This window comes from Micromonospora lacuserhaii, assembly GCF_036902735.1.
Lineage (GTDB): Bacteria > Actinomycetota > Actinomycetes > Mycobacteriales > Micromonosporaceae > Micromonospora.
This window is the reverse complement of the sequence record NZ_JBAKHO010000001.1, coordinates 194,934-216,846: the sequence shown is the minus strand read 5'-3', so window position 1 is coordinate 216,846 and position 21,913 is coordinate 194,934. Positions and strand designations below refer to the sequence as shown.

At 74.7% G+C, this 21,913-nt stretch carries 23 protein-coding genes; 13 read left to right on the top strand and 10 right to left on the bottom strand.

Annotation, left to right across the window (positions count from 1 at the left end; all coding sequences use genetic code 11):
- The first annotated feature begins 3 nt into the window (after positions 1–3).
- Positions 4–666, top strand: a complete 663-nt coding sequence (locus V6U81_RS01005) for an HU family DNA-binding protein (protein ID WP_334482947.1) — start codon at positions 4–6, stop codon at positions 664–666.
- Positions 667–730: 64 nt separating this feature from the next.
- Here the strand turns inward: V6U81_RS01005 and V6U81_RS01000 are convergent, their stop codons facing one another.
- The 4 genes from V6U81_RS01000 to cofC form a co-directional block, all read right to left on the bottom strand.
- Positions 731–1,612 (bottom strand): NUDIX domain-containing protein, encoded by an 882-nt coding sequence (locus V6U81_RS01000; RefSeq protein ID WP_334482945.1) that lies wholly within the window; start codon positions 1,610–1,612, stop codon positions 731–733.
- 105 nt (positions 1,613–1,717) lie between these two features.
- The gene (locus V6U81_RS00995) at positions 1,718–4,033 is read right to left on the bottom strand and encodes an RNA degradosome polyphosphate kinase (RefSeq protein ID WP_334482944.1); all 2,316 of its coding nucleotides are present in this window, start codon (positions 4,031–4,033) and stop codon (positions 1,718–1,720) included.
- 54 nt (positions 4,034–4,087) lie between these two features.
- Positions 4,088–4,285 (bottom strand): cold-shock protein, encoded by a 198-nt coding sequence (locus tag V6U81_RS00990; RefSeq protein WP_334482942.1) that lies wholly within the window; start codon positions 4,283–4,285, stop codon positions 4,088–4,090.
- A 22-nt stretch (positions 4,286–4,307) separates the two neighbouring features.
- A complete protein-coding gene (gene cofC / locus V6U81_RS00985) occupies positions 4,308–4,958 on the bottom strand; it encodes a 2-phospho-L-lactate guanylyltransferase (protein ID WP_334482940.1) in 651 nt (216 codons plus the stop codon).
- A 127-nt stretch (positions 4,959–5,085) separates the two neighbouring features.
- Here cofC and V6U81_RS00980 point away from each other — a divergent pair, with 127 nt between their 5' ends.
- The 5 genes from V6U81_RS00980 to V6U81_RS00960 all read left to right on the top strand — a co-directional run bounded on the left by V6U81_RS00980 (position 5,086) and on the right by V6U81_RS00960 (position 9,996).
- Positions 5,086–5,811, top strand: a complete 726-nt coding sequence (locus tag V6U81_RS00980) for a lysophospholipid acyltransferase family protein (RefSeq protein WP_334482938.1) — start codon at positions 5,086–5,088, stop codon at positions 5,809–5,811.
- Positions 5,808–6,812, top strand: coding sequence for an NAD(P)H-dependent glycerol-3-phosphate dehydrogenase (locus V6U81_RS00975; protein WP_334482936.1), 1,005 nt, complete (start codon positions 5,808–5,810; stop codon positions 6,810–6,812). The genes V6U81_RS00980 and V6U81_RS00975 overlap by 4 nt, the downstream gene beginning before the upstream one ends.
- A complete protein-coding gene (locus V6U81_RS00970) occupies positions 6,809–7,945 on the top strand; it encodes a cystathionine gamma-lyase (protein ID WP_334482934.1) in 1,137 nt (378 codons plus the stop codon). The genes V6U81_RS00975 and V6U81_RS00970 overlap by 4 nt, the downstream gene beginning before the upstream one ends.
- 136 nt (positions 7,946–8,081) lie before the next feature.
- Positions 8,082–8,912, top strand: coding sequence for a putative protein N(5)-glutamine methyltransferase (locus tag V6U81_RS00965; RefSeq protein WP_334482932.1), 831 nt, complete (start codon positions 8,082–8,084; stop codon positions 8,910–8,912).
- Between the two features lie 31 nt (positions 8,913–8,943).
- Positions 8,944–9,996 carry an ROK family protein gene (locus V6U81_RS00960; RefSeq protein ID WP_334482930.1) on the top strand — a complete coding sequence of 351 codons (1,053 nt, stop codon included), beginning with the start codon at positions 8,944–8,946 and terminating at the stop codon, positions 9,994–9,996.
- Positions 9,997–10,016: 20 nt separating this feature from the next.
- On the opposite strand, the gene V6U81_RS00955 is transcribed toward V6U81_RS00960, so the two are convergent.
- Together V6U81_RS00955 and V6U81_RS00950 are read right to left on the bottom strand one after the other, a co-directional pair.
- On the bottom strand, positions 10,017–10,217 hold the full coding sequence (locus tag V6U81_RS00955) for a DUF397 domain-containing protein (RefSeq protein ID WP_334482928.1): 201 nt from the start codon (positions 10,215–10,217) through the stop codon (positions 10,017–10,019).
- A 4-nt stretch (positions 10,218–10,221) separates the two neighbouring features.
- The gene (locus V6U81_RS00950) at positions 10,222–11,067 is read right to left on the bottom strand and encodes a helix-turn-helix domain-containing protein (RefSeq protein ID WP_334482925.1); all 846 of its coding nucleotides are present in this window, start codon (positions 11,065–11,067) and stop codon (positions 10,222–10,224) included.
- A gap of 263 nt (positions 11,068–11,330) precedes the next feature.
- On the opposite strand from V6U81_RS00950, the gene V6U81_RS00945 reads away from it, so the two are divergent.
- The gene (locus V6U81_RS00945) at positions 11,331–11,564 is read left to right on the top strand and encodes a hypothetical protein (RefSeq protein ID WP_420883946.1); all 234 of its coding nucleotides are present in this window, start codon (positions 11,331–11,333) and stop codon (positions 11,562–11,564) included.
- Between the two features lie 147 nt (positions 11,565–11,711).
- Entirely contained in the window at positions 11,712–12,812 is a 1,101-nt protein-coding gene (locus V6U81_RS00940; RefSeq protein ID WP_334482919.1) for a D-alanine--D-alanine ligase family protein, read from the top strand.
- Between the two features lie 104 nt (positions 12,813–12,916).
- On the opposite strand, the gene V6U81_RS00935 is transcribed toward V6U81_RS00940, so the two are convergent.
- Both V6U81_RS00935 and V6U81_RS00930 read right to left on the bottom strand, forming a co-directional pair.
- Positions 12,917–13,555, bottom strand: a complete 639-nt coding sequence (locus V6U81_RS00935; protein ID WP_334482916.1) for a DUF3515 family protein — start codon at positions 13,553–13,555, stop codon at positions 12,917–12,919.
- Positions 13,556–13,789, bottom strand: a complete 234-nt coding sequence (locus tag V6U81_RS00930; protein WP_089001579.1) for an Lrp/AsnC ligand binding domain-containing protein — start codon at positions 13,787–13,789, stop codon at positions 13,556–13,558.
- Positions 13,790–13,911: 122 nt separating this feature from the next.
- Between V6U81_RS00930 and V6U81_RS00925 the strand changes: the two genes are divergently transcribed.
- Together V6U81_RS00925 and V6U81_RS00920 are read left to right on the top strand one after the other, a co-directional pair.
- Positions 13,912–14,850, top strand: a complete 939-nt coding sequence (locus V6U81_RS00925) for a thiamine-phosphate kinase (RefSeq protein ID WP_334482910.1) — start codon at positions 13,912–13,914, stop codon at positions 14,848–14,850.
- A 120-nt stretch (positions 14,851–14,970) separates the two neighbouring features.
- Positions 14,971–15,432, top strand: coding sequence for a GNAT family N-acetyltransferase (locus V6U81_RS00920; RefSeq protein ID WP_334482907.1), 462 nt, complete (start codon positions 14,971–14,973; stop codon positions 15,430–15,432).
- Between the two features lie 111 nt (positions 15,433–15,543).
- Here the strand turns inward: V6U81_RS00920 and rpmB are convergent, their stop codons facing one another.
- On the bottom strand, positions 15,544–15,735 hold the full coding sequence (gene rpmB / locus V6U81_RS00915) for a 50S ribosomal protein L28 (RefSeq protein WP_007456456.1): 192 nt from the start codon (positions 15,733–15,735) through the stop codon (positions 15,544–15,546).
- 192 nt (positions 15,736–15,927) lie between these two features.
- Here rpmB and V6U81_RS00910 point away from each other — a divergent pair, with 192 nt between their 5' ends.
- From V6U81_RS00910 to recG, 3 genes are all read left to right on the top strand, one after another.
- Complete coding sequence (locus V6U81_RS00910) at positions 15,928–16,860, top strand: NAD-dependent epimerase/dehydratase family protein (RefSeq protein ID WP_334482893.1); 933 nt, start codon at positions 15,928–15,930, stop codon at positions 16,858–16,860.
- Between the two features lie 78 nt (positions 16,861–16,938).
- Positions 16,939–18,564, top strand: coding sequence for a DAK2 domain-containing protein (locus tag V6U81_RS00905; protein ID WP_334482891.1), 1,626 nt, complete (start codon positions 16,939–16,941; stop codon positions 18,562–18,564).
- The gene (gene recG / locus V6U81_RS00900) at positions 18,561–20,762 is read left to right on the top strand and encodes an ATP-dependent DNA helicase RecG (protein ID WP_334482889.1); all 2,202 of its coding nucleotides are present in this window, start codon (positions 18,561–18,563) and stop codon (positions 20,760–20,762) included. The genes V6U81_RS00905 and recG overlap by 4 nt, the downstream gene beginning before the upstream one ends.
- Positions 20,763–20,843: 81 nt before the next feature.
- Here recG and V6U81_RS00895 read toward each other — a convergent pair whose 3' ends face one another.
- Positions 20,844–21,806 (bottom strand): cell wall anchor protein, encoded by a 963-nt coding sequence (locus tag V6U81_RS00895; RefSeq protein ID WP_334482887.1) that lies wholly within the window; start codon positions 21,804–21,806, stop codon positions 20,844–20,846.
- Positions 21,807–21,913 lie beyond the last annotated feature (107 nt).

Here is a 21,913-nt window from a genome sequence, read left to right as displayed (position 1 = left end):
GTCGTGAACAAGGCCGAGCTCATCGAGGCGCTCGCCGCTCGCCTGGGGGACCGGAAGACGGCGACGGCGGCGCTCGACGCGGTCCTCGCCGAGGTCCAGTCGGCGGTTACCAAGGGCGACAAGGTGGCGATCACCGGATTCGGATCGTTCGAAAAGCGCGCCCGGGCCGCCCGAACAGCGCGCAATCCGCGTACCGGTGAGGCGGTGAAGGTCAAGAAGACGTCCGTCCCGACCTTCCGTCCCGGCGCCGGGTTCAAGGAGATGGTGGCCAGCGGCAAGGTGCCGAAGGTCGCCGCCCCGGCGAAGAAGACCGCCGCCGCGGGCGCCGCCAAGACCACCGGCGCGAAGGCGGCCGGCGCGAAGGCGGCCGGCGCGAAGGCGACCGGGGCGAAGGCGGCCGGCGCGAAGGCCGCCGGAGCCAAGAAGACCACCGCCGCCGCCGCGAAGAAGACCACCGCGGCGAAGGCCACCAAGACCACCGCCGCCAAGGCCGCCACGGCCAAGGCCACCACCAAGAAGGCCGCCCCGGCGAAGAAGACCGCCGCGGCGACCAAGGCCGCCACGAAGACCACGGCGGCGAAGAAGACCACCGTCAGCAAGAGCACGGCGGCCAAGAAGGCGCCCGCCAAGAAGGCACCGGCCAAGAAGGCCACCGCCAAGCGCTGAACCACCGCGTACGACGAGAAGGGCGCCCACCGCGACGGTGGGCGCCCTTTCCGCGTGCCGGTGTTCAGAGCCGGTCGGCGGCGACCAGCCGGTCGGCGGCGAAGGCGAGCAGCCACCCGCCGCCCTTCGGGGTGGTGAAGTCGTCCGCCCGCCCGGTCAGCCGCTCCAGGGCCCCCGGGATCACCTTGCCCTGGCTGCACACCCCGACCGGTTCGCCGGTGGCGGCCAGGCCCGCCAGCCGGGCCGCGGCGGCCAGCGCGCACTCGTCGGCCTGCTGGCCCGGCGCCGGCTCGTCCAGGTCCCCGCAGATCTCGATCGGCAGGTCCAGCAGGGCGGCCGTCGGGTCGAGGGTCTGTACGCACCGGCGCGGCGACGCCGACAGCAGCCGGGTCGGGCGGACCAGCGCCACCAGCGGGGCCAGCGCAGCGGCCTGCGCCCAGCCCTCGGCGTCCAACGGGCGGCCGATGTCCGGGCCGGACCAGGTGGCCCGTCTGCCGGCGTGCGCGTGCCGGACCAGGGCGACCGTCCCGGTCACCCGCGGCAGCGCGGCGAACGCGGCCAGCACCTCCGCGTCGTGCGGATAGCTGACCAGCCGGATCGCCTCGTCGACGTCGAGCCAGCGCACGTCGTCGACCTCGGTGCCCGGCTGGAAGCCGCCCACGCCGACCGCCAGCATCGACCAGTAGTCGACCGTCTTCGGCAGCCCCTCGCTGCGGTAGCCGACGGTGGGGAGCCGGACCTGCGGCACCGCCCGCACGTCGGTCTCCTCGGCCACCTCGCGGACCGCCGCCAGCAGCGGGTGCTCCCCGCGTTCCAGCTTCCCCTTGGGCAGCGACCAGTCGCCGTAGCGGGGCCGGTGCACCAGGCAGACCTGCACCCCGTCGGCCGCCGGCCGCCAGACCACCCCGCCGGCCGCCCGGATGCCGACCGGTCCCTCGTCCACCATCTGGCCACCCTACGTCCGGGCGACCCGCCGTACGGGCCGCTCAGCCCCCTCGGCGCACCGCCCGACGGGGCCCGCCACGTCCGGTGGACCGCGCCGGCCGGCCGGTCAGCCGGCGGTGCCGCCGACCCGGCGCAGCAGCAGCTCCTGGAGGTGGCCCAGCGGCTCCTCCGGGGTGCCCGTACGGCGGGTCCAGGTGCCGTCGGCGGCCAGTTCGAACGCGTCCACGTCGGGCCCGAACGCGGTGCTCAGCGCGTGGTCCAGCTCGGCCCGGGCGACCGGGTCGCTCACCTGGACCAGCGCCTCCACCCGACGGTCCAGGTTGCGGTGCATCAGGTCCGCCGAGCCCATCCAGAACTCGGCGTCGCCGTTGTTGCCGAACCGGAAGACCCGCGAGTGTTCCAGGAACCGGCCGAGGATCGACCGGACCCGGATGTTCTCCGACAGCCCTGGCACCCCGGGTCGCAGCGTGCACATGCCCCGGATCAGCAGGTCCACGTGGACGCCGGCCCGGGACGCCCGGTACAGCGCGTCGGTGACCTCCTCGTCGACCAGCGAGTTCACCTTGAACTGCACCAGGCCGGGCATGCCCAGCCGGACGTGGGCGATCTCCCGTTCGATCCGCTCGACCAGGCCGCTGCGGATGCCCTGCGGCGCCACCAGCAGCCGCCGGAACGCGGTCTGCCGGCTGTACCCGGTGAGCACGTTGAACAGGTCGGTCAGGTCCGCGCCGATCTCCGGGTCGGCGGTGAGCACCCCGAAGTCCTCGTAGAGCCGGGCGGTCTTCGGGTGGTAGTTGCCGGTGCCGATGTGGCAGTACCGCCGGATCTGGTTGCCCTCCTGGCGTACCACCAGGGCGGTCTTGCAGTGCGTCTTGAGGCCCACCAGCCCGTAGACCACGTGGCAGCCGGCCCGTTCCAGGGTTCGCGCCCAGCCGATGTTGGCCACCTCGTCGAAGCGCGCCTTCAGCTCCACCAGCACCACGACCTGCTTGCCGGCGGCGGCCGCGTCGACCAGCGCGTCGACGATCGGGGAGTCGCCGGAGGTGCGGTAGAGGGTCTGCTTGATGGCGAGCACGTTCGGGTCGGCGGCAGCCTGCTCGATGAAGCGCTGCACGCTGGTCGCGAACGAGTGGTACGGGTGGTGCACCAGCACGTCGCCGTCGCGCAGGGTGGCGAAGACGCTGCGCGGCACCTCCCCCTCGGCGAGCCGGGGATGGGTGGCCGGTACGAACGGCGGGTCCTTCAGGTCGGGCCGGTCCGCCTCGCCGTAGAGCTGCCACATCGCGGAGAGGTCGAGCAGGCCGGGTACCCGCAGCACGTCCTGGTCGTCCATGTCCAGCTCGCGGACGAGCAGCTCCAGCATGTGGTCGGAGATGGAGGCGGCGACCTCCAGTCGTACCGGCGGGCCGAAGCGGCGCCGGGCCAGCTCCCGTTCCAGCGCCTGGAGCAGGTCCTCGTCCCGGTCCTCGTCGACCTCCACCTCGGCGTTGCGGGTGACCCGGAACAGGTGGCACTCCACCACCTGCATGCCGGAGAAGAGCTGGCCGAGGTGCACCGAGATGAGCTCCTCGACCGGCAGCATCCGCAGCCCCGGCTGGTCCCGGCCGACCCGGACGAAGCGGGGCACGTTGTTCGGCACCTTGACCCGGGCGAACAGCTCCGAACCGCCGTCCGGGTCGCGGACCGCCACGGCCAGGTTCAGCGATCGCCCGGAGATGTACGGGAACGGGTGCGCCGGGTCGACGGCGAGCGGGGTGAGCACCGGGAAGATGTGCTCCCGGAAGTACGTGCGCAGTCGCTCCCGCTCCGGGTCGTCCAGCTCGGCCCAGCGCAGGATCCGGATGTTCTCCTCGGCCAGCTTCGGCAGCACGTCGTCGACGAAGCAGGCGGCGTGCCGGCCGACCAGGTCGGCGGTCCGCTCGGAGATCAGCTCCAGCTGGGTGCGCAGCGGCAGCCGGTCGCCGCCCCGGACCGGCAGGCCGGCGGAGCGGCGGCGCTTCAGCCCGGCCACCCGGACCATGTAGAACTCGTCGAGGTTGCTGGCGAAGATGGCCAGGAACTTGGCCCGCTCCAGCAGCGGGGTGCGCCGGTCCTCGGCCAGCGACAGCACCCGGGCGTTGAAGTCGAGCCAGGAGAGCTCCCGGTTGAGGAAGCGGTCCTCCGGCAGCGGCGGGGCGGCCGGCGGCGCGTCCGGGCCGGTGGGCGGGGCCGGCCGGTCGCCCGGGTCGAGCACCTCGTCCAGCCCGGCGGAGGCGCCCGCGGCGCTCGCCCCGGGGCTGTCGGGGGCGGTGCCCACGGTGTCGTCGGGCGTACGGGGGGTGCGGAAACGGCCGTCGGAGCCGCGGCGTCGGCTGCCGTTGCGGGAACCGGTCGGGTCGGCGGCGTGGGGTGGGCTGGCGGGGTGTTCGCGAGGGGAGCTCACCCGCTCATAATCACCCGATTCCGGTGAACGCAAAATGAACTCGGGCCAGGTTGATCACGCCATGGTCGGCAACGTCACGCGGACGACCGCTCCGTCCGGATCGGTTTCCACCCGCAACCGCTGCCCGAGCCGGAGCAGGCGCAACCCGGAGGCGTCGAAGGCCGGCGCGGGGAAGGCCAGTTCGGTGCCGTCGTCCAGGAGCAGCACGCCGGTGCGGGTCGCCGCGTCGAAGGTCGCCACCGTGCCCTGCATGCCAGCACCGTACACCGGCAGGTCAGCCCGGGCGGCCCGCCGGCTGCCCGGCCAGGGCGGCGGTGCGCGGCCCGAGCCCGAGCCGGGCCGCGGCAGCCAGGTCGGCGGCGGTGTCCACGTCCCGGCGCAGGGTCGGCCAGTCACCGGTCAACGGCAGCGCGCCGCTGGCCCGGTGCGCCGCCGCCGAGCCGACGCCGAACCGGGGGTCCAGCGGCACGCCGGGCGGCGCGGCCAGCAGCACCGTGCCGGTCCCCGGGGCGTCGGCGACGAACCGGCGTACCCCCGGGCCGGCGGTGGCCGCGTGCAGCGCGGCGGCCAGCTCCGTGGGGCGCAGCGCCGGCAGGTCAGCGGTGAGGCCCGCCACCCGTACCCCGGCGCCGGCCGCCGTGGCGAGCCGGGCGCCGTGCCGGAAGGCGGCGTTGAGCCCGGCGTCCGGCGCGTCCGGCACCACCCGGGCGCCCGCGGCCGCCGCGGTGGCCGCCACCGCCGGGTCGTCGGTGACCACCAGGACCTCGGCGACCGCCGCGCACGCCCGCACCGCGCGGACCGTGTCGGCCACCAGGGCCAGCGCCAGCTCCTCGTGGGGTACGACCGGCAGCGCGCCCCGCAGCCGGCTCTTCGCCGCGCCGAGGCGCTTCACCGGCACCACCACGGTCCAGGTCGGCTGACGCACGCCGACAATCCTGCCAGCGTCCCCGGCGGTACCCTCACTGGCCGTACCCGGACCGAGCAGGCATGATTTCGGCTGCGGGCCGCACCGGCGGGTGCGGCGCGTGGGGGCGGGGCGACGAGGAGGCAGGGTGACACGGCGCAGGCTGGGGTTCTGGCCACGGTTCGCCGTGGCGCTGGTCAAGCCGGTGATGCTGCTCTGGACCCGGCGCACCTGGCACGGCGCGGAGCAGCTGCGCCGCGACGGCGGAATCATCATCGTGCCGAACCACCTGTCGCACGCCGACCCGCTGGTCTCCGCGCATTTCATCTACGACGCGGGCCGCTGGCCGCAGTTCCTCGGCAAGGCGAGTGTCTTCCGGGTCCCGGTGATCGGCTGGATCCTGCACCGCTGCCGGCAGATCCCGGTGGAACGGGGCTCGGTCGACGCGGTCAAGTCGCTCGACAAGCTGATCGCCGCCCTCGACGAGGGGGGCGCGGTGGTGATTTACCCGGAGGGCACCATCACCCGCGAGCCCGACCTGTGGCCGATGAAGGGCAAGACCGGGGCGGCCCGGCTGGCGCTGGCCACCGGCGCGCCGGTGATCCCGGTGGCGATGTGGGGGCCGGAGGAGTTGTTCGACCCCCGGACCACCCGGTTCGGACTGCGCCCGCGCACCCCGGTGACGGTGGTCGCCGGCCCGCCGATCGACCTGAGCCGGTGGGCGGGCGCCACACCGAGCCGGGCGGTCCTCGAGGAGATGACCGACGAGATCATGCTGACCCTGCGCGACCTGCTCGCCGGCATCCGAGGTGGCACGCCACCGCCGCTCTGGGAACGTCCCGCCCGTCCGCGTACTCCCGAGGTGACCGAATGAGCCATGTCGCGGTGCTGGGGGCCGGTTCCTGGGGGACCGCCTTCGCCAAGATCCTCGCCGACGCGGGACGGGACGTCACCGTCTGGGCCCGGCGCGAGTCGGTGGCCGAGGCGATCCGGACCCACCGGCGCAACCCCGACTACCTGCCCGACCTGCGGCTGCCGGAGCGGGTCACCGCGACCGGCGACGCCGGCAAGGCCATCGCCGGCGCGGAGCTGGTGGTGCTCTCCGTACCGTCGCAGACGCTGCGCGGCAACCTCGCCGAGTGGGCCGGGCACCTCGCCCCGGACGCCACCCTGGTCTCCCTGATGAAGGGCATCGAGCTGGGCACCACCCGGCGGATGAGCGAGGTCATCGTGGAGACCGCCGGGGTCACCCCGGACCGGGTGGTGGTGGTCTCCGGCCCCAACCTGGCCCCGGAGATCGCCGCCGAACAGCCCGCCGCGACGGTGGTCGCCGGCACCGACTCCCGCCGCGCGACGCTGGTCCAGTCGTCGATCCGGACGCCGTACTTCCGGCCGTACACCAACGACGACGTGATCGGCTGCGAGCTGGGCGGGGCGGTCAAGAACGTGATCGCCCTGGCGTACGGGATCGCCACCGCGATGGGCTTCGGCGACAACACCCGGGCGATGCTGATGACCCGCGGCCTGGCCGAGACCGCCCGGCTGGGCGTGGCGCTCGGCGCCGACCCGATCACCTTCGCCGGCCTGGCGGGGATGGGCGACCTGGTCGCCTCCTGCTCCTCGCCGCTGGCCCGTAACCGCACCTTCGGCGAGCACCTGGGCCGGGGGGAGACCCTGGAGCAGGCGCAGGCCGCGACCCGGCAGACCGCCGAGGGCGTGAAGAGCTGCCTGGCCATCCGGGACCTGGCCCGGGCGCACGGGGTGGAGATGCCGATCACCGAGCAGATCGAGCGGATCTGCCACGAGGGGATGGACCCCCGACTGGCGGTGGACGCCCTGATGAGCCGTACCGCGAAGCCGGAGTCGTACGAGTGAGCTCCGGCGAGTGGCACGACGGCACCCGGTGCGTGCACGCCGGGCTGCCCGAACCGACCCCCGGCGCGCCGTTCCTGCCCGGGCCGGTCTTCGCCGCGCCGTACCACCTCGACCCGTGGCAGGGGCCGGCCGGCGCGGTCAACGGCTACGGCCGGCCGGACAACCCCACCCGGCGTCTGCTGGAGGCGGCGATCGGCGAGCTGGAGGGGGGCGACTGCCGGGCCTTTGCCAGCGGGCAGGCGGCCATCACCGGCCTGCTGCTGGCCGTGCTGCGCCCCGGGGACACCATCGTCCTCCCCGCCGACGGGTACTTCCCGGTACGGGCCTTCGCCACCGCCACCCTGGAGGGGATCGGGGTCCGGGTCCGGTTCGTGCCGACCGCGGGGCCGTACCCGTCGTTCGACGGGGTGCGGATGGTGCTGCTGGAGACCCCGGCCAACCCTGGCCTGGACGTGGCCGACGTGGCCGCCCTCGCCGAGGCGGCGCACGCCGCCGGCGCGCTGGTGGCGGTCGACAACACCACCGCCACCCCGCTCGGGCAGCGCCCGCTGGACCTCGGTGCGGACCTGGTGGTCGCCTCCGGCACCAAGGCGCTGACCGGCCACTCCGACCTGCTGCTCGGCTACGTGGCGTCCCGCTCCGCCGAGCTGCTGGAGACGGTCACCGCGTGGCGCTCCACCACCGGCGCGGTCCCCGGCGCCTTCGACGCCTGGCTGGCGCACCGGTCACTGGCCACCCTGGACCTGCGGCTGGCCCGGCAGACCGCCAACGCGGCGGCCGTCGCCGAGCTGCTCGCCGGGCGGGCCGACGTGACCGGGCTGCGCTGGCCCGGCCGGCCGGAGGACCCGGCGTACCGGGTGGCCTCGACGCAGATGCGCCGGATGCCCGGGGTGCTCTCCTTCGACCTCGGCGACGCCGACCGGGTGGCCCGCTTCGTCGAGGCGTCCCGGCTGGTCGCCGCCGCGACGTCCTTCGGTGGCCTGCACACCACGGCCGACCGGCGGGCGCAGTGGGGCGACGACACCGCGCCGGGCTTCGTCCGGCTCTCCTGCGGGGTGGAGGACACCGCCGACCTGCTGGCCGATCTGACCGCCGCGCTGGACAGCGCGGCGCAGGGTCGTCGGTTATCGTGATCCCGGCCCGCGTGGGCCCTCGACCCGAGGAGGTGAGTCCGATCCGCCAGACACCAGGACGGGCGCTCCCCTCCGAGTCCCCGTCGCCACGGTAGCGACGGCGGGAGCGCCGACGAGCGTTCCCGAAGGGTTTGCCATGGCAACGTCACCGTTCCACCCCGACCGTCCCGCCCTCGTCCAGCGGCTGCGCGCCGCCGGCTGCGTCTACGCCGAGGACGAGGCGCAACTGCTCATCGCCGCCGCCGACTCGCCCGACGCGCTGACCACGCTGGTGCAGCGCCGGGTCGACGGCCTGCCGCTGGAACACGTGCTCGGCTGGGCCGAGTTCTGCGGGCTGCGGGTCGCCGTCGACCCCGGCGTGTTCGTACCCCGTGGTCGTACCGCCCTGCTGGTGGCGGCCGCGGCGGCGGTCACCGGGCCGGCGCCCGCGGTGGTCGACCTCTGCTGCGGGTCCGGCGCCACCACGGTGGCGCTGGCCGCCCGGCTCGCCCCGCGCTGGCTCGCCGCCGTCGACGTCGACCCCGCGGCGGTCGCCTGCGCCCGGCGCAACCTCGCCGGCCGCGACGTGCCGGTCCTGCACGGCGACCTGTACGACCCGCTGCCGCCGCGCTGGCGCGGCAAGCTCGACCTGGTGGTGGCGAACGCCCCGTACGTCCCGACGGCGGCCGTGGCGCTGCTGCCGCCGGAGGCGCGGCTGTACGAGGCGCCGGTGGCGCTGGACGGCGGGGTCGACGGGCTGGCCGTGCTGCGCCGGGTGGCGGCCGGCGCGGTGGACTGGCTGGCCCCCGGCGGTCACCTGGTGGTGGAGATCAGCGACAGCCAGGCGGAACCGCTCTGCGCGGCCATGACGGCGCTCGGCCTGGACCCGCGGGTGCAGCGCGCCGAGGAGTGGGAGGCGACCGTCGTCGCCGCCCGCCGGCCGGCACTCCGCCCGACTGGCGTGGCGGTGGCGTCGGGCGGGAACTAACCTCGCATCAGGCTCGGGCGGGAGGCGTCGGATGGGCAGCACGGATGTGCCGGTGGTGGTCGGCCTCGACAACGGCGGGACGAGCAACAACGCCACCGTGCTGACCCTGGACGGACGGTTCCTGGTCGACGGGCTGCTGGAGATCCCCAGCGAGGTGGGCGACGGCCCGGAGGCGGCGATCGAGGCGCTGGCCCGGGCCCTGGACGGGGTGCTGGCCCACACCGGGGTGCCGCGCGCGCTGGTCCGCGCCGTCGGGCTGGACACGCCGGGGCCGGCCAGCGCGACGGGGGTGATCTCGTCCCGGGGCTCGACCAACTTCTCCCAGCCGGCCTGGCACGGCTTCGACGTGCGGGGCGCGCTGGAGCGCCGGCTCGGCCTGCCCGTGGTCTACCACAACGACGGAAACGCCGCCGCGCTCTACGCGCACCACGTCCACTTCGGAGCGGACGCGATGAGCCGGTCGTCGGTGGCGGCGATCGTCGGCACCGGCCTGGGCGGCGGGGTGGTGGAGAACGGCCGAGTGGTCACCGGCGCGGCCGGGATGGCCGGCGAGTTCGGGCACGTCCACATCCCGCTGACCGGGCTGCTCGCCCTGGACCAGCCGGTGCCGACCTGCGCCTGCGGCTTCGCCGGGGACGCGGAGAGCGTCGCCTCGCTGACCGGCATCCGGCGCAGCCTGCTGCCGTACTGGTTGGGTCGGCACCCCGACCACCCGCTCGCCGCCGAGCCGGCCGACCGGGCCGCGAAGCTGCTGCGCGGGTACGCCGAGCGCGGCGACACGCTGGCCCGTGAGGTCTTCGCCCAGCAGGCGGCGGCGCTCGGCCGGCTCTTCACCATCGCGGCGAACTTCACCGACCCGCACGCGTACTTCGTGGGGGGCGGCGTGGTGGAGGCGGCGCCGGAGTTCCGGGAGTGGTTCCTGGCGACCGTGCGCGAGCACACCGTCCTCCGCGAGGAGCAGGCGGCGGTCGCCACCTTCGCCCTGGTGCCGGACCGGGACATGGCCGGCGCCCGGGGCGTGGCGATCGCGGCGCTGGAGGCGTTGCGCGCCGAGCCGCCGGCTCGGGCGGTGGTCGGCGCCTGACGGAGCCGACCCCGGCCCGCTCAGCGGCGGGGCGGCGCGGCGGCGAAGGCGGTCCAGGCGGCGGGCGGGAAGAGCAGCACCGGCCCGGTCGGGTCCTTGGAGTCGCGGACCGCGACCCGGCCCGGTAGGGCGGCCAGCTCGACGCAGGCACCCTGGTCCCCGCTGTGGCTGCTCTTGCGCCAGGCAGCCGCGGCCAGTGCCGCGCTGATCGTCGGTGTCATGGTCCTACCGTCCCTTCAACAGTTGCAGCAGCTGGTCGCGGCTGTCCGTCGGGCTGAGCGCGACGGTCCGCAGGTGTTCCATGATCTTGGTGCAGGTACGCAGGTCATGCGGCCGGTCGAGGACCATCTGCCCGGCGACGGTCTCCACCGAGGCGATGAGCGGGTCCTCCGGGTCGGCGAACTCCAGGATGTGCAGCGAGCCGCGGGTGCCCCGGTGGTAGCCGGCCGACAGCGGGATCACCTGGACGGTGACGTTCGGCAGCTCGGACATCTTGAGCAGGTGTCGCAGCTGGGCGTCCATCACCGTCCGGTCGCCGACCGGGCGGAGCAGCGCGCCCTCGTCGATGATCGCGTCGAAGATGGGCGGGTCGTCGGCGGTGATCCGGTGCTGGCGGTCCAGCCGGAGCTTGACCCGCTGCTCGACCTGGTCGTCGCCGAGGGTGTGCGGCCCGCCGCGCATCACCCCGCGGATGTAATCGGCGGTCTGGAGCAGGCCCGGCACCACCGAGGGCTCGAAGTTGGCGATGCCGGTCGCCTCCGCCTCCAGGGCGATGAAGTCGATGGTGCGCTTGTCCAGCAGGTGCGAGTACGGCACCCACCAACCCGGCTTGCGGGTGTCCTTGGCCAGCTGCACCGCGGCGGCGATGTCGTCCGGCCCCACGCCGTACAGGTTGAGCAGCGCGCGCACGGTGGCCGGGTTCACCAGGGTCTGCGCGTTCTCGTACCGGGACAGGGTGCTGCGGGTGCTGTTGATCTCGTCGGCGGCGGCCTCGAGGGTGAGGCCGGCCGCCTCTCGGTGGGTCCGCAGGGCGATGCCGAGTCGGCGGGCCCGGGCGGTCTTCGGAGCCATACGTTGATGGTGACATATGTCTGCGGGAACGTGTGCATGAGAGAACGTCGATGAGAATTGCATTCACGCGTGTCCACCTGTCAATCTGCGATGGCGTCCTCACCAGCGGTTGTCGTGGCGACGGCGAGGGTGAGCGACCGGAGGGGATGGGGCGCGTGGCGATCGGGATTTACTCCCCCGTACCCGATCGCCACGTGCCACCGCCACCGACCGTCGGGGAGGGGCTCGGGAATGAGGGTGACCGGATGTCGGGACGGGCGGCGATGACCCGCTTCCTGGTGGTGCTGACCGACGTCCGGCCCGCCGAGGGCGAATTCCGCGACGAGCGCAGCTGCCCCGAGCGGCGCCGCCAGGTGGTGGGCGCCAGCAGCCGCGAGGCCGCCGACCGGATCGCCGGCGCGTTCATGGCGCTGGGCATGGTCCGCGCCGGGCGGCAACGGGTGAAGGTCATCGCGGTGGGCCGGCGGCCCGGCCCCGCGGTTCCGGTCACCGACTGACCGTCACGCACCGTATCGGTACGGACGACCGTTTGCGAGGGACGCCCGCGTCCTCCCGGGTATCACCATCGGGTCGCGGCCACCCACAGTAAGGTCAACCGGGTGAGCCGCTGGCGGCTCCGCAGTCGCGTACCGAGAGGTGACCCAGTGACCACCCCAGGCAAGACCCGCGTGGCGATCGTCTTCGGCGGTCGCAGCCCCGAGCACGGCATCTCCTGCGTCAGCGCCGGCAGCGTGCTCGGCGCGCTCGACCCGGACGAGTTCGAGGTGGTGCCGGTCGGCATCACCCGCCAGGGGCAGTGGGTGCTGACCAGCGGTGACCCGGGGCAGCTCTCGATCCAGGCACGCAAGCTGCCGGAGATCACCGCAGGGTCGGGGGCCGAGGTGGTGCTCCGCGCCGACCCCACCGCCGGTGGGCTGATGGTGCTCGACCCGACCGAGGGTCCCCGGGCGCTGGCCGACGTGGACGTGGTCTTCCCGGTGCTGCACGGCGCGTACGGCGAGGACGGCACCATCCAGGGCATGCTGGAGATGGCCGACATCCCCTACGTCGGCGCCAACGTCTTCGCCTCCGCCGCGGCGATGGACAAGGAGTTCACCAAGAAGCTCTGCGCCGTCGAGGGCATCCCGGTCGGGCCGTACGCGGTGCTGCGCAACGGCATGACCCTGAGCGAGCAGGACAAGGAGCGTCTCGGCCTGCCGGTCTTCGTCAAGCCGTCCCGGGCCGGGTCGTCGTTCGGCATCACCAAGGTCGACGACTGGGCGCAGCTCGACGCCGCCGTCGCGACCGCCCGCGAGATCGACACGAAGGTGCTGGTGGAGGCCGCGATCGTCGGCCGGGAGATCGAGTGCGGCGTGCTGGAGGGCGAGGCCGGCGGTGCCCCCGAGGCGTCCGTCCTGGCCGAGGTGCGGGTCGTCTCCGGGCACGACTGGTACGACTTCGAGGCGAAGTACATCGACGACGCCTGCGAGTACGACATTCCCGCCGGGCTCCCCGAGCACGTCACCCGCCAGGTGCAGGAGTACGCCACCCGCGCCTTCACCGCGCTGGACTGCTCCGGCCTGGCCCGGGTCGACTTCTTCGTCACCCCGGAGCTGGACGTCTACCTCAACGAGATCAACACGATGCCCGGTTTCACCCCGACGTCGATGTTCCCGCGGATGTGGGCCGCCGCCGGCCTGGAGTACCCGAAGCTGGTCCACCGCCTCATCCGCACCGCCCTGCACCGCCCCGCCGGCCCCCGCTGACGCCCGCGACCATCACCACGCTCATTCACCGAAAGAGTGGCCTCCCGGGCCCGGGAAGCCACTCTTTCCGTGCAGGTGCACCCCGAAGGTGGGGTGGGGTGGGGTCAGGCGCGGCAGCCGGCGGGTGCGGTGCCGCCGGAGGGGACGGCGGCGATGATGGTGTCGGCGATCGGCGGCGCCCACTGCAGGGCCTGGCCGTACGAGCGCGGCACCCGCAGGGTGACCGGGGTCTCCCGGTCCACCGTGGTGAGGACCGTGGCGTCGGTCTCCTCCTTGGCGAACCAGCAGACCTTGTTGACCGTCCAGACGTCGTCGGTCGCCCCGACCGTGGGCGAGGCCCCGCCGCAGGAGACGGTCACCGCCGGGTCGCCGTACGCGACGTTCTGCTCGGGCCCCGCGCTGACCGGCCGCTGGCCCAGGTCCCGGATCGTGTCGGGGAGCTGCGAGACCAGCGCCCGGCACACCGTGGCGGGCCGCGCGGCCAGGGCCGGCGCGGCCATCTCGACCGGCCCGGTGGCCTGCGGGCGGGCCGAGGTCACGGTGGGGTTCGGCGCGGCGGACGGGGAATCCGGCGCCAGCTTCGCGAAGGCCACCGCGGCCACCGCCACGGTCACCGGGACCGCGACCAGGGTGGCCACCAGGGCGGCCCGACGGGTCGACCGGTCCCAGCCGGAAGCCTTGCCGGGCCGGCGGGCGGACGCCGTCGCGGCGTCGGGAGCGGGGGTGGAAGTCTTCTCGTCCATTTACAGGCGCACCACCGAACACGTGAGGGTGCGGGTGATCCCGGGCACCATCTGCACCTTGCTGACGATGAGTTTGCCGAGCTCGTCGACGGTGTTCGCCTCGGTGAGGACCACCACGTCGTACGGCCCGGTGACGGCGTCGACCCGTACCACGCCGGCGAGGTCCGAGATCAGCCCGGCCACGTCACGCGCCCGCCCGACCTCGGTCTGGATGAGGATGTACGCCTGTACCACGACTCGACCTCCGTCCGTCGCCGCCCCGGGGCGGCCCGAAGGGTGAAACTACCCTACGGAGCAGGCGTGATCCCTATCGGTGGTCGAGGGGAAGCAGTGAGCGAGCGTGGCGAGAGGATGACATGAGTGTCGCGGGTGTCGGCGAGTTCGGTCTGATCGACCGGGTGACCGCCCGACTGACGTACGGCCCGACCTGCCTGCTCGGCCCGGGCGACGACGGGGCCGTGGTGGCCGCCCCGGACCGACGGGTGGTCGCCTCCACCGACGTGCTGGTCGAGGGGCGGCACTTCCGCCGGGACTGGTCCAGCGCCACGGACGTGGGGCACCGGGCGGCGGCGGCCAACCTGGCCGACATCGCCGCGATGGGGGCCACCCCGACGGCGCTGCTGGTCGCCCTCTGCATGCCGGCGGAGCTGGAGACGAGCTGGGCCGAGGGGCTGGCCGACGGGCTGGGCGCGGAGGCGGGCGCGGTCGGGGCGAGCGTCGTCGGCGGGGACATGTCCGCCAGCCCGACCCTGACCATCGCGGTCACCGCCCTCGGCGACCTGGACGGGCACCCGCCGGTGGTCCGCTCGGGCGCCCGACCCGGGGACGTCCTCGCGCTGGCCGGCCGGACCGGGTGGGCCGCCGCCGGGCTGACCGTGCTCTCCCGCGGCTTCCGCACCCCCCGGGTGCTGGTCGAGGCGTACCGGCGGCCGGAGGTGCCGTACGCGGCCGGGCCGCACGCCGCCCGGCTCGGCGCCACCGCCATGATCGACGTCTCGGACGGGCTCCTGGCCGACCTGGGGCACGTGGCGAAGGCCAGCGGGGTCGGTCTCGACGTGCACCGGGACGCCTTCGAGGTGCCCCGGCAGATGGGCGACGCCGCGCAGGCGCTCGGCGTCGACCCGTACACCTGGATCCTCAGCGGGGGCGACGACCACGCGCTGGCCGCGACCTTCCCCCGGTCGGTGGCCCTGCCCGCCGAGTGGCGGCCGATCGGCCGGGTCGTCGAGGGCGCCGGGGTCACGGTCGACGGCGCGCCCTACGAGGGGCCGGCCGGCTGGGACCACTTCCGGTGAACCGGTGGCGTGCGCGCCGCCGTCTCGGCCAGGCGACACGCCGACGGTCCGCAGGAGGCGTCCGCCACGTCCGGCGACCGGCACCCGGGAGGCGGGCCGCGCCGGTCGTACCCTTCTCCGGTGAGTGAGATCGAGATCCGGCCGCTGGCGTTCGACTCGCCGGTGGCGCAGTCGCTGATCCGGGCCGCCCTGGCCGACCTGGGCGAGCGTTACGGCGGCAGCGGTGACGAGACGCCGGTGGACGCCGCCGAGTTCGTGCCGCCGCACGGCGCGTTCCTCGTCGCCCACCTCGACGGCGAGCCGGTCGGCTGCGGCGGCTGGCGCAGCCACGGCGACGACACCGCCGAGCTGAAGCGGATGTACACCGCCCCGGCCGCCCGTGGGCGGGGGGTCGCCCGCGCGGTGCTCGCCGCGGTGGAGGAGTCGGCCCGGCTGCACGGGCGCAAGCAGATCATCCTGGAGTGCGGCGACAGGCAGCCCGAGGCGATCGGGATGTACATCTCCGCCGGCTACGAGCGGATCCCGAACTTCGGCTTCTACGCCGACGAGCCGGGCTGCCTCTCCTTCGGTCGTACTCTCTGATCCCGCCGGGCCCGGAGCGGCGCCGGCCGCCCGTACCCGGACACGACAGAACCGGCGGACCGTGACGGCCCGCCGGTGCTGGCGAATCTTCGAGCTGGAGGCGCTACCGCGTCAGGCGCGGGTGACCTTGCCGGCCTTGATGCACGAGGTGCAGACCTGCAACTTCTTGGTGTTGCCGCCACCGGCCGGGGTACGCACCGACTGGATGTTCGGGTTCCAGCGGCGGTTGGTCCGCCGGTGCGAGTGGGACACGTTGTGGCCGAAGCCCGGCCCCTTGCCACAGACGTCGCACACGCTAGCCACGGGATACTCCTGGGATTGAAACGTTCATGAGGTCGCCGGCAGGCGCTGCCCGGGCAACCTGGTCAGGTTACCCGATGACCCGTGCGCCGGACCAACCGGCCCGGTCGGGCGGCTCCGGTGTGCGGCCGGTCACCGTCACGATCGCCACGGCCGGCCCGTCCCCGGTACGAAACTTCACGAAGGGACGCGACCATGAGAGTAGTTCTCGCCGGGGCCTCCGGTGCGATCGGGGGCCCGCTCATCCGCCACCTGCGCGGCGCCGGCCACGAGGTCGTCGGCCTCACCCGTTCCGAGGCCGCCGCGGCCCGGCTCGACGCGGCCGGCGTACGCCCGGTCGTCGCCGACGTCCTCGACCGGGACGCGCTGCTGCGGGCCTGCGCCAGCGTCACCGCCGACGCCGTGCTGCACGAGCTGACCGCGCTGCGCCGGCCGCCGGTCCGGCACGCCGACATGACGGCCACCAACCTGCTGCGCACCACCGGCACCGCCCACCTGCTCGCCCTCGCCCGCGAGGTGGGCGCCACCCGGTTCGTGGTGCAGTCGATGGTCTTCGGCTACGGCTACCGGGATCACGGCGAGCGCCCGCTGACCGAGGACGACCCGTTCGGCCGACCGGAGCCGGGCCCCACCGGGGCGCACGTCGCGGCGATGCGGGCCGCCGAGGAGCAGGCCTGCGGGGCGTCCGACCTGACCGGGGTGGCGCTGCGGTACGGGCTGTTCTACGGCGAGGACGCCAGCACCCGGTCCATCGCCCGGATGCTGCGCCGGCGGTGGTTCCCCGTCCCGCGTACCGGGGGTGGGCTGGTGAACCTGGTGACCATCGACGACGCCGCGACGGCGACCGTGGCGGCGCTGGAGCGGGGCCGGGCGGGCGCGGCGTACAACGTGGTCGACGGCGCGCCGGTGCGCTGGGGTGACTGGCTCGACGAGTTCGCCCGGACCGTCGGCGCGCCCCGCCCGCCCCGGGTGCCGGCCGCGCTGCTGCGCCCGCTGCCGTACGTGCACCGGATCCTGACCACCTCGATGCGGGTGTCGAACGCGCGGGCCCGCGCCGAACTGGACTGGGCGCCCGGCGCCTCCGACCATCGCGCCGGGCTGCGTCAGCTCGCCGGCGTGCTGGCCTGACCGGGGGGGTCGACGGACACGCCGGGGGAGGGCGGCCGACCCCGGCGGGTGTCGGTGCGCGCCAGTAGGCTTCTGGCCGTGCTGGACACCCTCGACGCCGCCGCGGTGCGCCGCTGGTGCGCGGGTGGGCTCACCGCGCTCCGCCGCCACCAGGGCGAGATCGACGACCTCAACGTCTACCCCGTCCCGGACGGCGACACCGGCACCAACATGGTCCTCACCCTCACCTCCGCCCAGCAGGCGCTGGCGATGGATCTGGGCACCCTTCCGGAGGACGGGCACACCGGGCACGGGCACGCCCTGCGGCTGATGGCCCGGGGCGCGCTGCTCGGCGCCCGCGGCAACTCCGGGGTGATCCTGTCGCAGATCCTGCGCGGCATGGCCGACGCGCTCGCCGCCGCGCCCGCGGTGCGCGGCCGGGAGCTGGCCGCCGGGCTGCGCGACGCCACCGTCGCCGCGTACGCCGCCGTCGCCCGGCCCGTGGAGGGCACCCTGCTCAGCGTGGTGGCGGCGGCCGCGACGGCGGCCGAGCAGGCCGACAGCGACAACCTGCGCACGGTGGCCCGGGCCGCGGCCGGCGAGGCCACCCGGGCCCTGGCCCGCACCCCCGAGCAACTCCCCGAGCTGGCCCGGGCCGGCGTGGTCGACGCCGGCGGGCGGGGGCTCTGCCTGCTGCTGGACGCCCTGGTCGAGGTGGTCACCGGGGAGAGCCCGCCCCGGCCGGCGCCGGTGACCCGCGCGGTCCGCGCGCCGCTCACCGCCGCCCGGGAGAGCGGCTCCGCCGAGTACGCCTACGAGGTGCAGTTCCTGCTCGACGCCGGGCACGAGGCGGTGGCCGCGATGCGGGCCGAGCTGGCCGCGCTGGGCGACTCGCTGGTGGTGGTCGGCGACGGGGCCTCGCCCGAGGCGTCCACCACCTGGAACGTGCACGTGCACGTCAACGACGTGGGCGCGGCGGTGGAGGCGGGGGTGACCGCCGGTCGGCCGTACCGGATCTCGGTGACCCGGTTCGCCGACCAGAACGTGCCGGCCCCGCGGCCCGGCCTCGCGCCGGACGGCCGGGCGGCCGTGGTGGTCGCCGCCGGCGCCGGCATCGCCGAGCTCTTCGCCGGCGAGGGGGCCACGGTGGTGCCGGGCAACCCGTCCACGGGTGAGCTGCTCGACGCGGTGCGGGCCACCGCCGCCGCCCGGGTGGTGGTGCTCCCCAACGACCCGAACACGCAGGCGGTGGCGAGCGCCGCGGCCCGCGAGGCGCACGGCTTCGGGGTCAAGGTCAGCGTGGTGCCCACCCGGTCGCCGGTGCAGGCGCTGGCCGCGATCGCGGTCCGCGACCCGAAGCGCCGTTTCGAGGACGACGTGATCGCGATGGCCGAGGCCGCCGGCGCCTGCCGGTACGCCGAGGTCTGCTGGGCCAGCCGGGAGGCGCTGACCGTCGCCGGCCCGTGCCGCCCCGGTGACGTGCTCGCGCTGGTGGAGGGGGAGGTGCACCTGATCGGCGCCGACCTCGTCGACACCTGCGCCGCCGTGGTCGACCGGATGCTCGGCGGCGGCGGTGAGCTGGTCACCCTGCTCACCGGCGCGGACGCCCCGGCGGGCCTGGCCGACGCGATCCGCGCCCACCTCGGCCGGCGCTGGCCGTTCGTGGAGGTGCAGGCGTATGCGGGCGGCCAACCGCACTATCCGCTCCTGGTGGGGGTCGAATGACGACGTCCGAGCCGGCCACGGTGGACACCGCGCTCAAGAAGCTGGTCGGGGAGAAGACCGCCAAGGCGCTGGCCAGCCACCTCGACCTGCACACCGCCGGCGATCTGATCTACCACTTCCCCCGCCGGTACGACGAGCGCGGCGAGCACACCGACATCCGCTCGCTCGACGTCGGCGAGCAGGTGACGGTACTGGCCCAGGTGCAGCGCACCGCGGTCCGGCCGATGCGCCAGCGCCGGGGCAACCTGCTGGAGGTGACCGTCGGCGACGGCTCCGGCGGAGTGCTCACCCTGACCTTCTTCGGCCAGGCCTGGCGGGAGCGGGAGCTGCGCCCCGGTCGGTGGGGGCTCTTCGCCGGCAAGGTCACCGAGTTCCGGGGCAAGCGGCAGCTCAACGCCCCGGAATACCAGCTGCTCGGGGATTCGACCGACGGCGAGGCGGCGGCCAGCGAGGAGATCGAGGAGTTCGCCGGCGCGCTGATCCCGGTCTACCCGGCCGCCGCAGCCGTGCCGACCTGGGTGATCGCCCGTTGCGTACGGGTGGTGCTGGACACCTTCACCCCGCCGGAGGATCCGCTGCCGGCCACCGTGCGGGCCGGCCGCAACCTGATCGGCATCGGCGCGGCGCTCCGCGAGATCCACCGGCCGTCCAGCAAGGAGGAGCTGTACCGGGCCCGCCGCCGACTGAAGTGGGACGAGGCGTTCGCCGTGCAGCTCACCCTGGTGCAGCGCAAGCAGCGGGCGGCGTCCTGGCCGGCCCGGCCCCGCCCGCCGAAGCCCGGTGGGCTGCTGGACGCGTTCGACGCCCGGCTGCCGTACGAGCTGACGACCGGCCAGCGGGACGTGGGCGTGGAGATCGCCGCCGACCTGGCCGCCCCGCACCCGATGCACCGGCTGCTGCAGGGCGAGGTCGGCTCCGGCAAGACGGTCGTGGCACTGCGGGCGATGCTCCAGGTGGTCGACGCGGGGGGTCAGGCGGCGCTGCTCGCCCCGACCGAGGTGCTCGCCGCTCAGCACCACCGGGGGATGCTCGACCTGCTCGGCCCCCTCGCCCGGGCCGGCGAGCTGGACGCCGCGGACGACGCCACCCGGGTCGAGCTGGTCACCGGTTCGCTCGGCGCGGCGGCCCGTCGCCGGGCGTTGGCCGAGGTCGCCGCCGGCCGGGCCGGCATCGTGCTGGGCACCCACGCCCTGCTCTACGAGGGGGTCGACTTCGCCGATCTGGGCCTGGTGGTCGTCGACGAGCAGCACCGGTTCGGGGTGGAGCAGCGCGACGCGCTGCGGTCCAAGGCAGACCAGCCGCCGCACGTGCTGGTGATGACGGCCACCCCGATCCCGCGCACGGTGGCGATGACGGTCTACGGCGACCTGGAGACGTCCACCCTGTCCCAGCTGCCGCAGGGGCGCTCCCCGATCGCCTCGCACGTGGTGCCGGCGGCCGAGAAGCCGGCCTTCCTGGACCGGGCGTGGCGCCGGCTGCGCGAGGAGGTCACCGCCGGCCATCAGGCGTACGTGGTCTGCCCGCGTATCGGTGAGGGCCCCGGCTCCGACGAGGAGGCGCCCCGGGAGGACGACAACGGCCGACGGCCGCCCGTGGCGGTGACGGAGGTGGCGCCGCTGTTGGCCGAGGGGCCGCTGCACGGGCTGCGGATCGGCGTCCTGCACGGTCGGCTGCCCGCCGACGAGAAGGACGCGGTGATGCGCTCCTTCGCCGACGGGCAGCTGGACGTGCTGGTCGCCACCACCGTCGTCGAGGTGGGCGTGAACGTGCCCAACGCCACCGTGATGATCGTGCTGGACGCGGACCGGTTCGGCGTCTCCCAGCTGCACCAGTTGCGCGGCCGGGTGGGCCGGGGCAGCGCGCCGGGGCTCTGCCTGCTGGTGAGTGAGGCGGCCGAGGGCTCGTCGGCCCGGGAGCGGCTCGACGCGGTCGCCTCCACCACGGACGGTTTCAAGCTGGCCGAGCTGGACCTGGAACAGCGCCGGGAGGGCGACGTGCTGGGCGCCACCCAGTCGGGCCGCCGCTCGCACCTGCGGCTGCTGTCGCTCAGACGCGACACCGACCTGATCCGGGACGCCCGGGCCGAGGCGATCACCCTGGTCGAGGAGGACCCGGAGCTGGCGCGGCACCCCGCTTTGGCCGCCTCGGTCGCGGCACTGGTCGACGAGGAACGGGCGGAGTACCTGGAGAAGGGCTGACCCGTCGGAGGATCCCCGCACAGCGCGAAGGGCGCGTCGACCGGTCGGTCGACGCGCCCTTCGGCGTCAGGCGGTTGACGCTCAGGCGGTGAAGCGGACCCGGCGGCGGCGGGCCACCACGAACAGGATCGCGCCCGCGGCGAGCAGCACGACGGCCCCGGCGGCGATGCCACCGGTGGCGACACCGGTGACCGGGAGGCCGCCGCCCTCACCCTTGTCGCACTTCTCCGGCTGGGTGTACTCGATGGTCTCCGAGCCCTCGACGATGTCGTAGGAGACGGTGACCTTCAGGCCCTGGTACGCGTCGAAGCTGACCGAGGTGGTCTTGCCCGGGGTGGACTCGAGCTTCTTGGTGACGCCCTTCTCGGTCTTCAGCGTGGCGGTGAAGGGGACGCCCTTCGCCGGGTTCTCCACGATGAAGGTCATCTCGTCGCAGGTCTCCTCGAGCCGGAACACCGGCTCCTCCGGCTCGGCCGGCGTGGTGGCCGCCGGGCTGGACGGGGTCGCCGCAGGGCTGGTCGGCGTGGCCGGGCTCGACTGGGTCGGGGTGGGCTCCGGGGAGCTGGTCGGCTCCGGGCTCGCGGTCGGCGAGGTCGGCGCGGTCGGCGAGGGCGACTCGGCCGGGGCGCAGTCGCCGGCCGGCTGGGCGCTGACGGTGCGCTCCTCGGTGATGATGCGGTCGTCGCGCGTCCACTTCGCCTCGACGGTCAGCTTCAGCTCCGGCAGCTCGCCGGTGAAGGTGTGCGTCTGGGTGGCGGTGGCCGGGCCGTCGCCCTTCTTCGGCAGCTCGCCGCCGAGCTTCAGGGTGCCGGTGAAGTCACCGGGCACGGTCGACTCGAGCTTGGTGACGGTGCCGGTGATGTCGCTCTCGCTGTTGCCGACGGTCCAGGTGACGGTGACCTCGCCGTCCTTGGCGGCGCAGTAGGTGCCCGAGGGCTCGGGGTGGTGGGCCAGGGCGGGGCTGGCGACGGTCGCGACGCCGGCGAGGCCGATCAGTGCGCCGGCGGCGACCGCCGCGACGCGCCGGAACTTCAGGCGGTTCACGTGTACTCCTGACGAGGGATGCGGGGTGTCCGGCCGGGAGGTGGGAGCCGACGCGACCGATCGGTCGCGGGCTCAGCACGGCCTCCCCGGCAGGCAGGCGCGTCCGC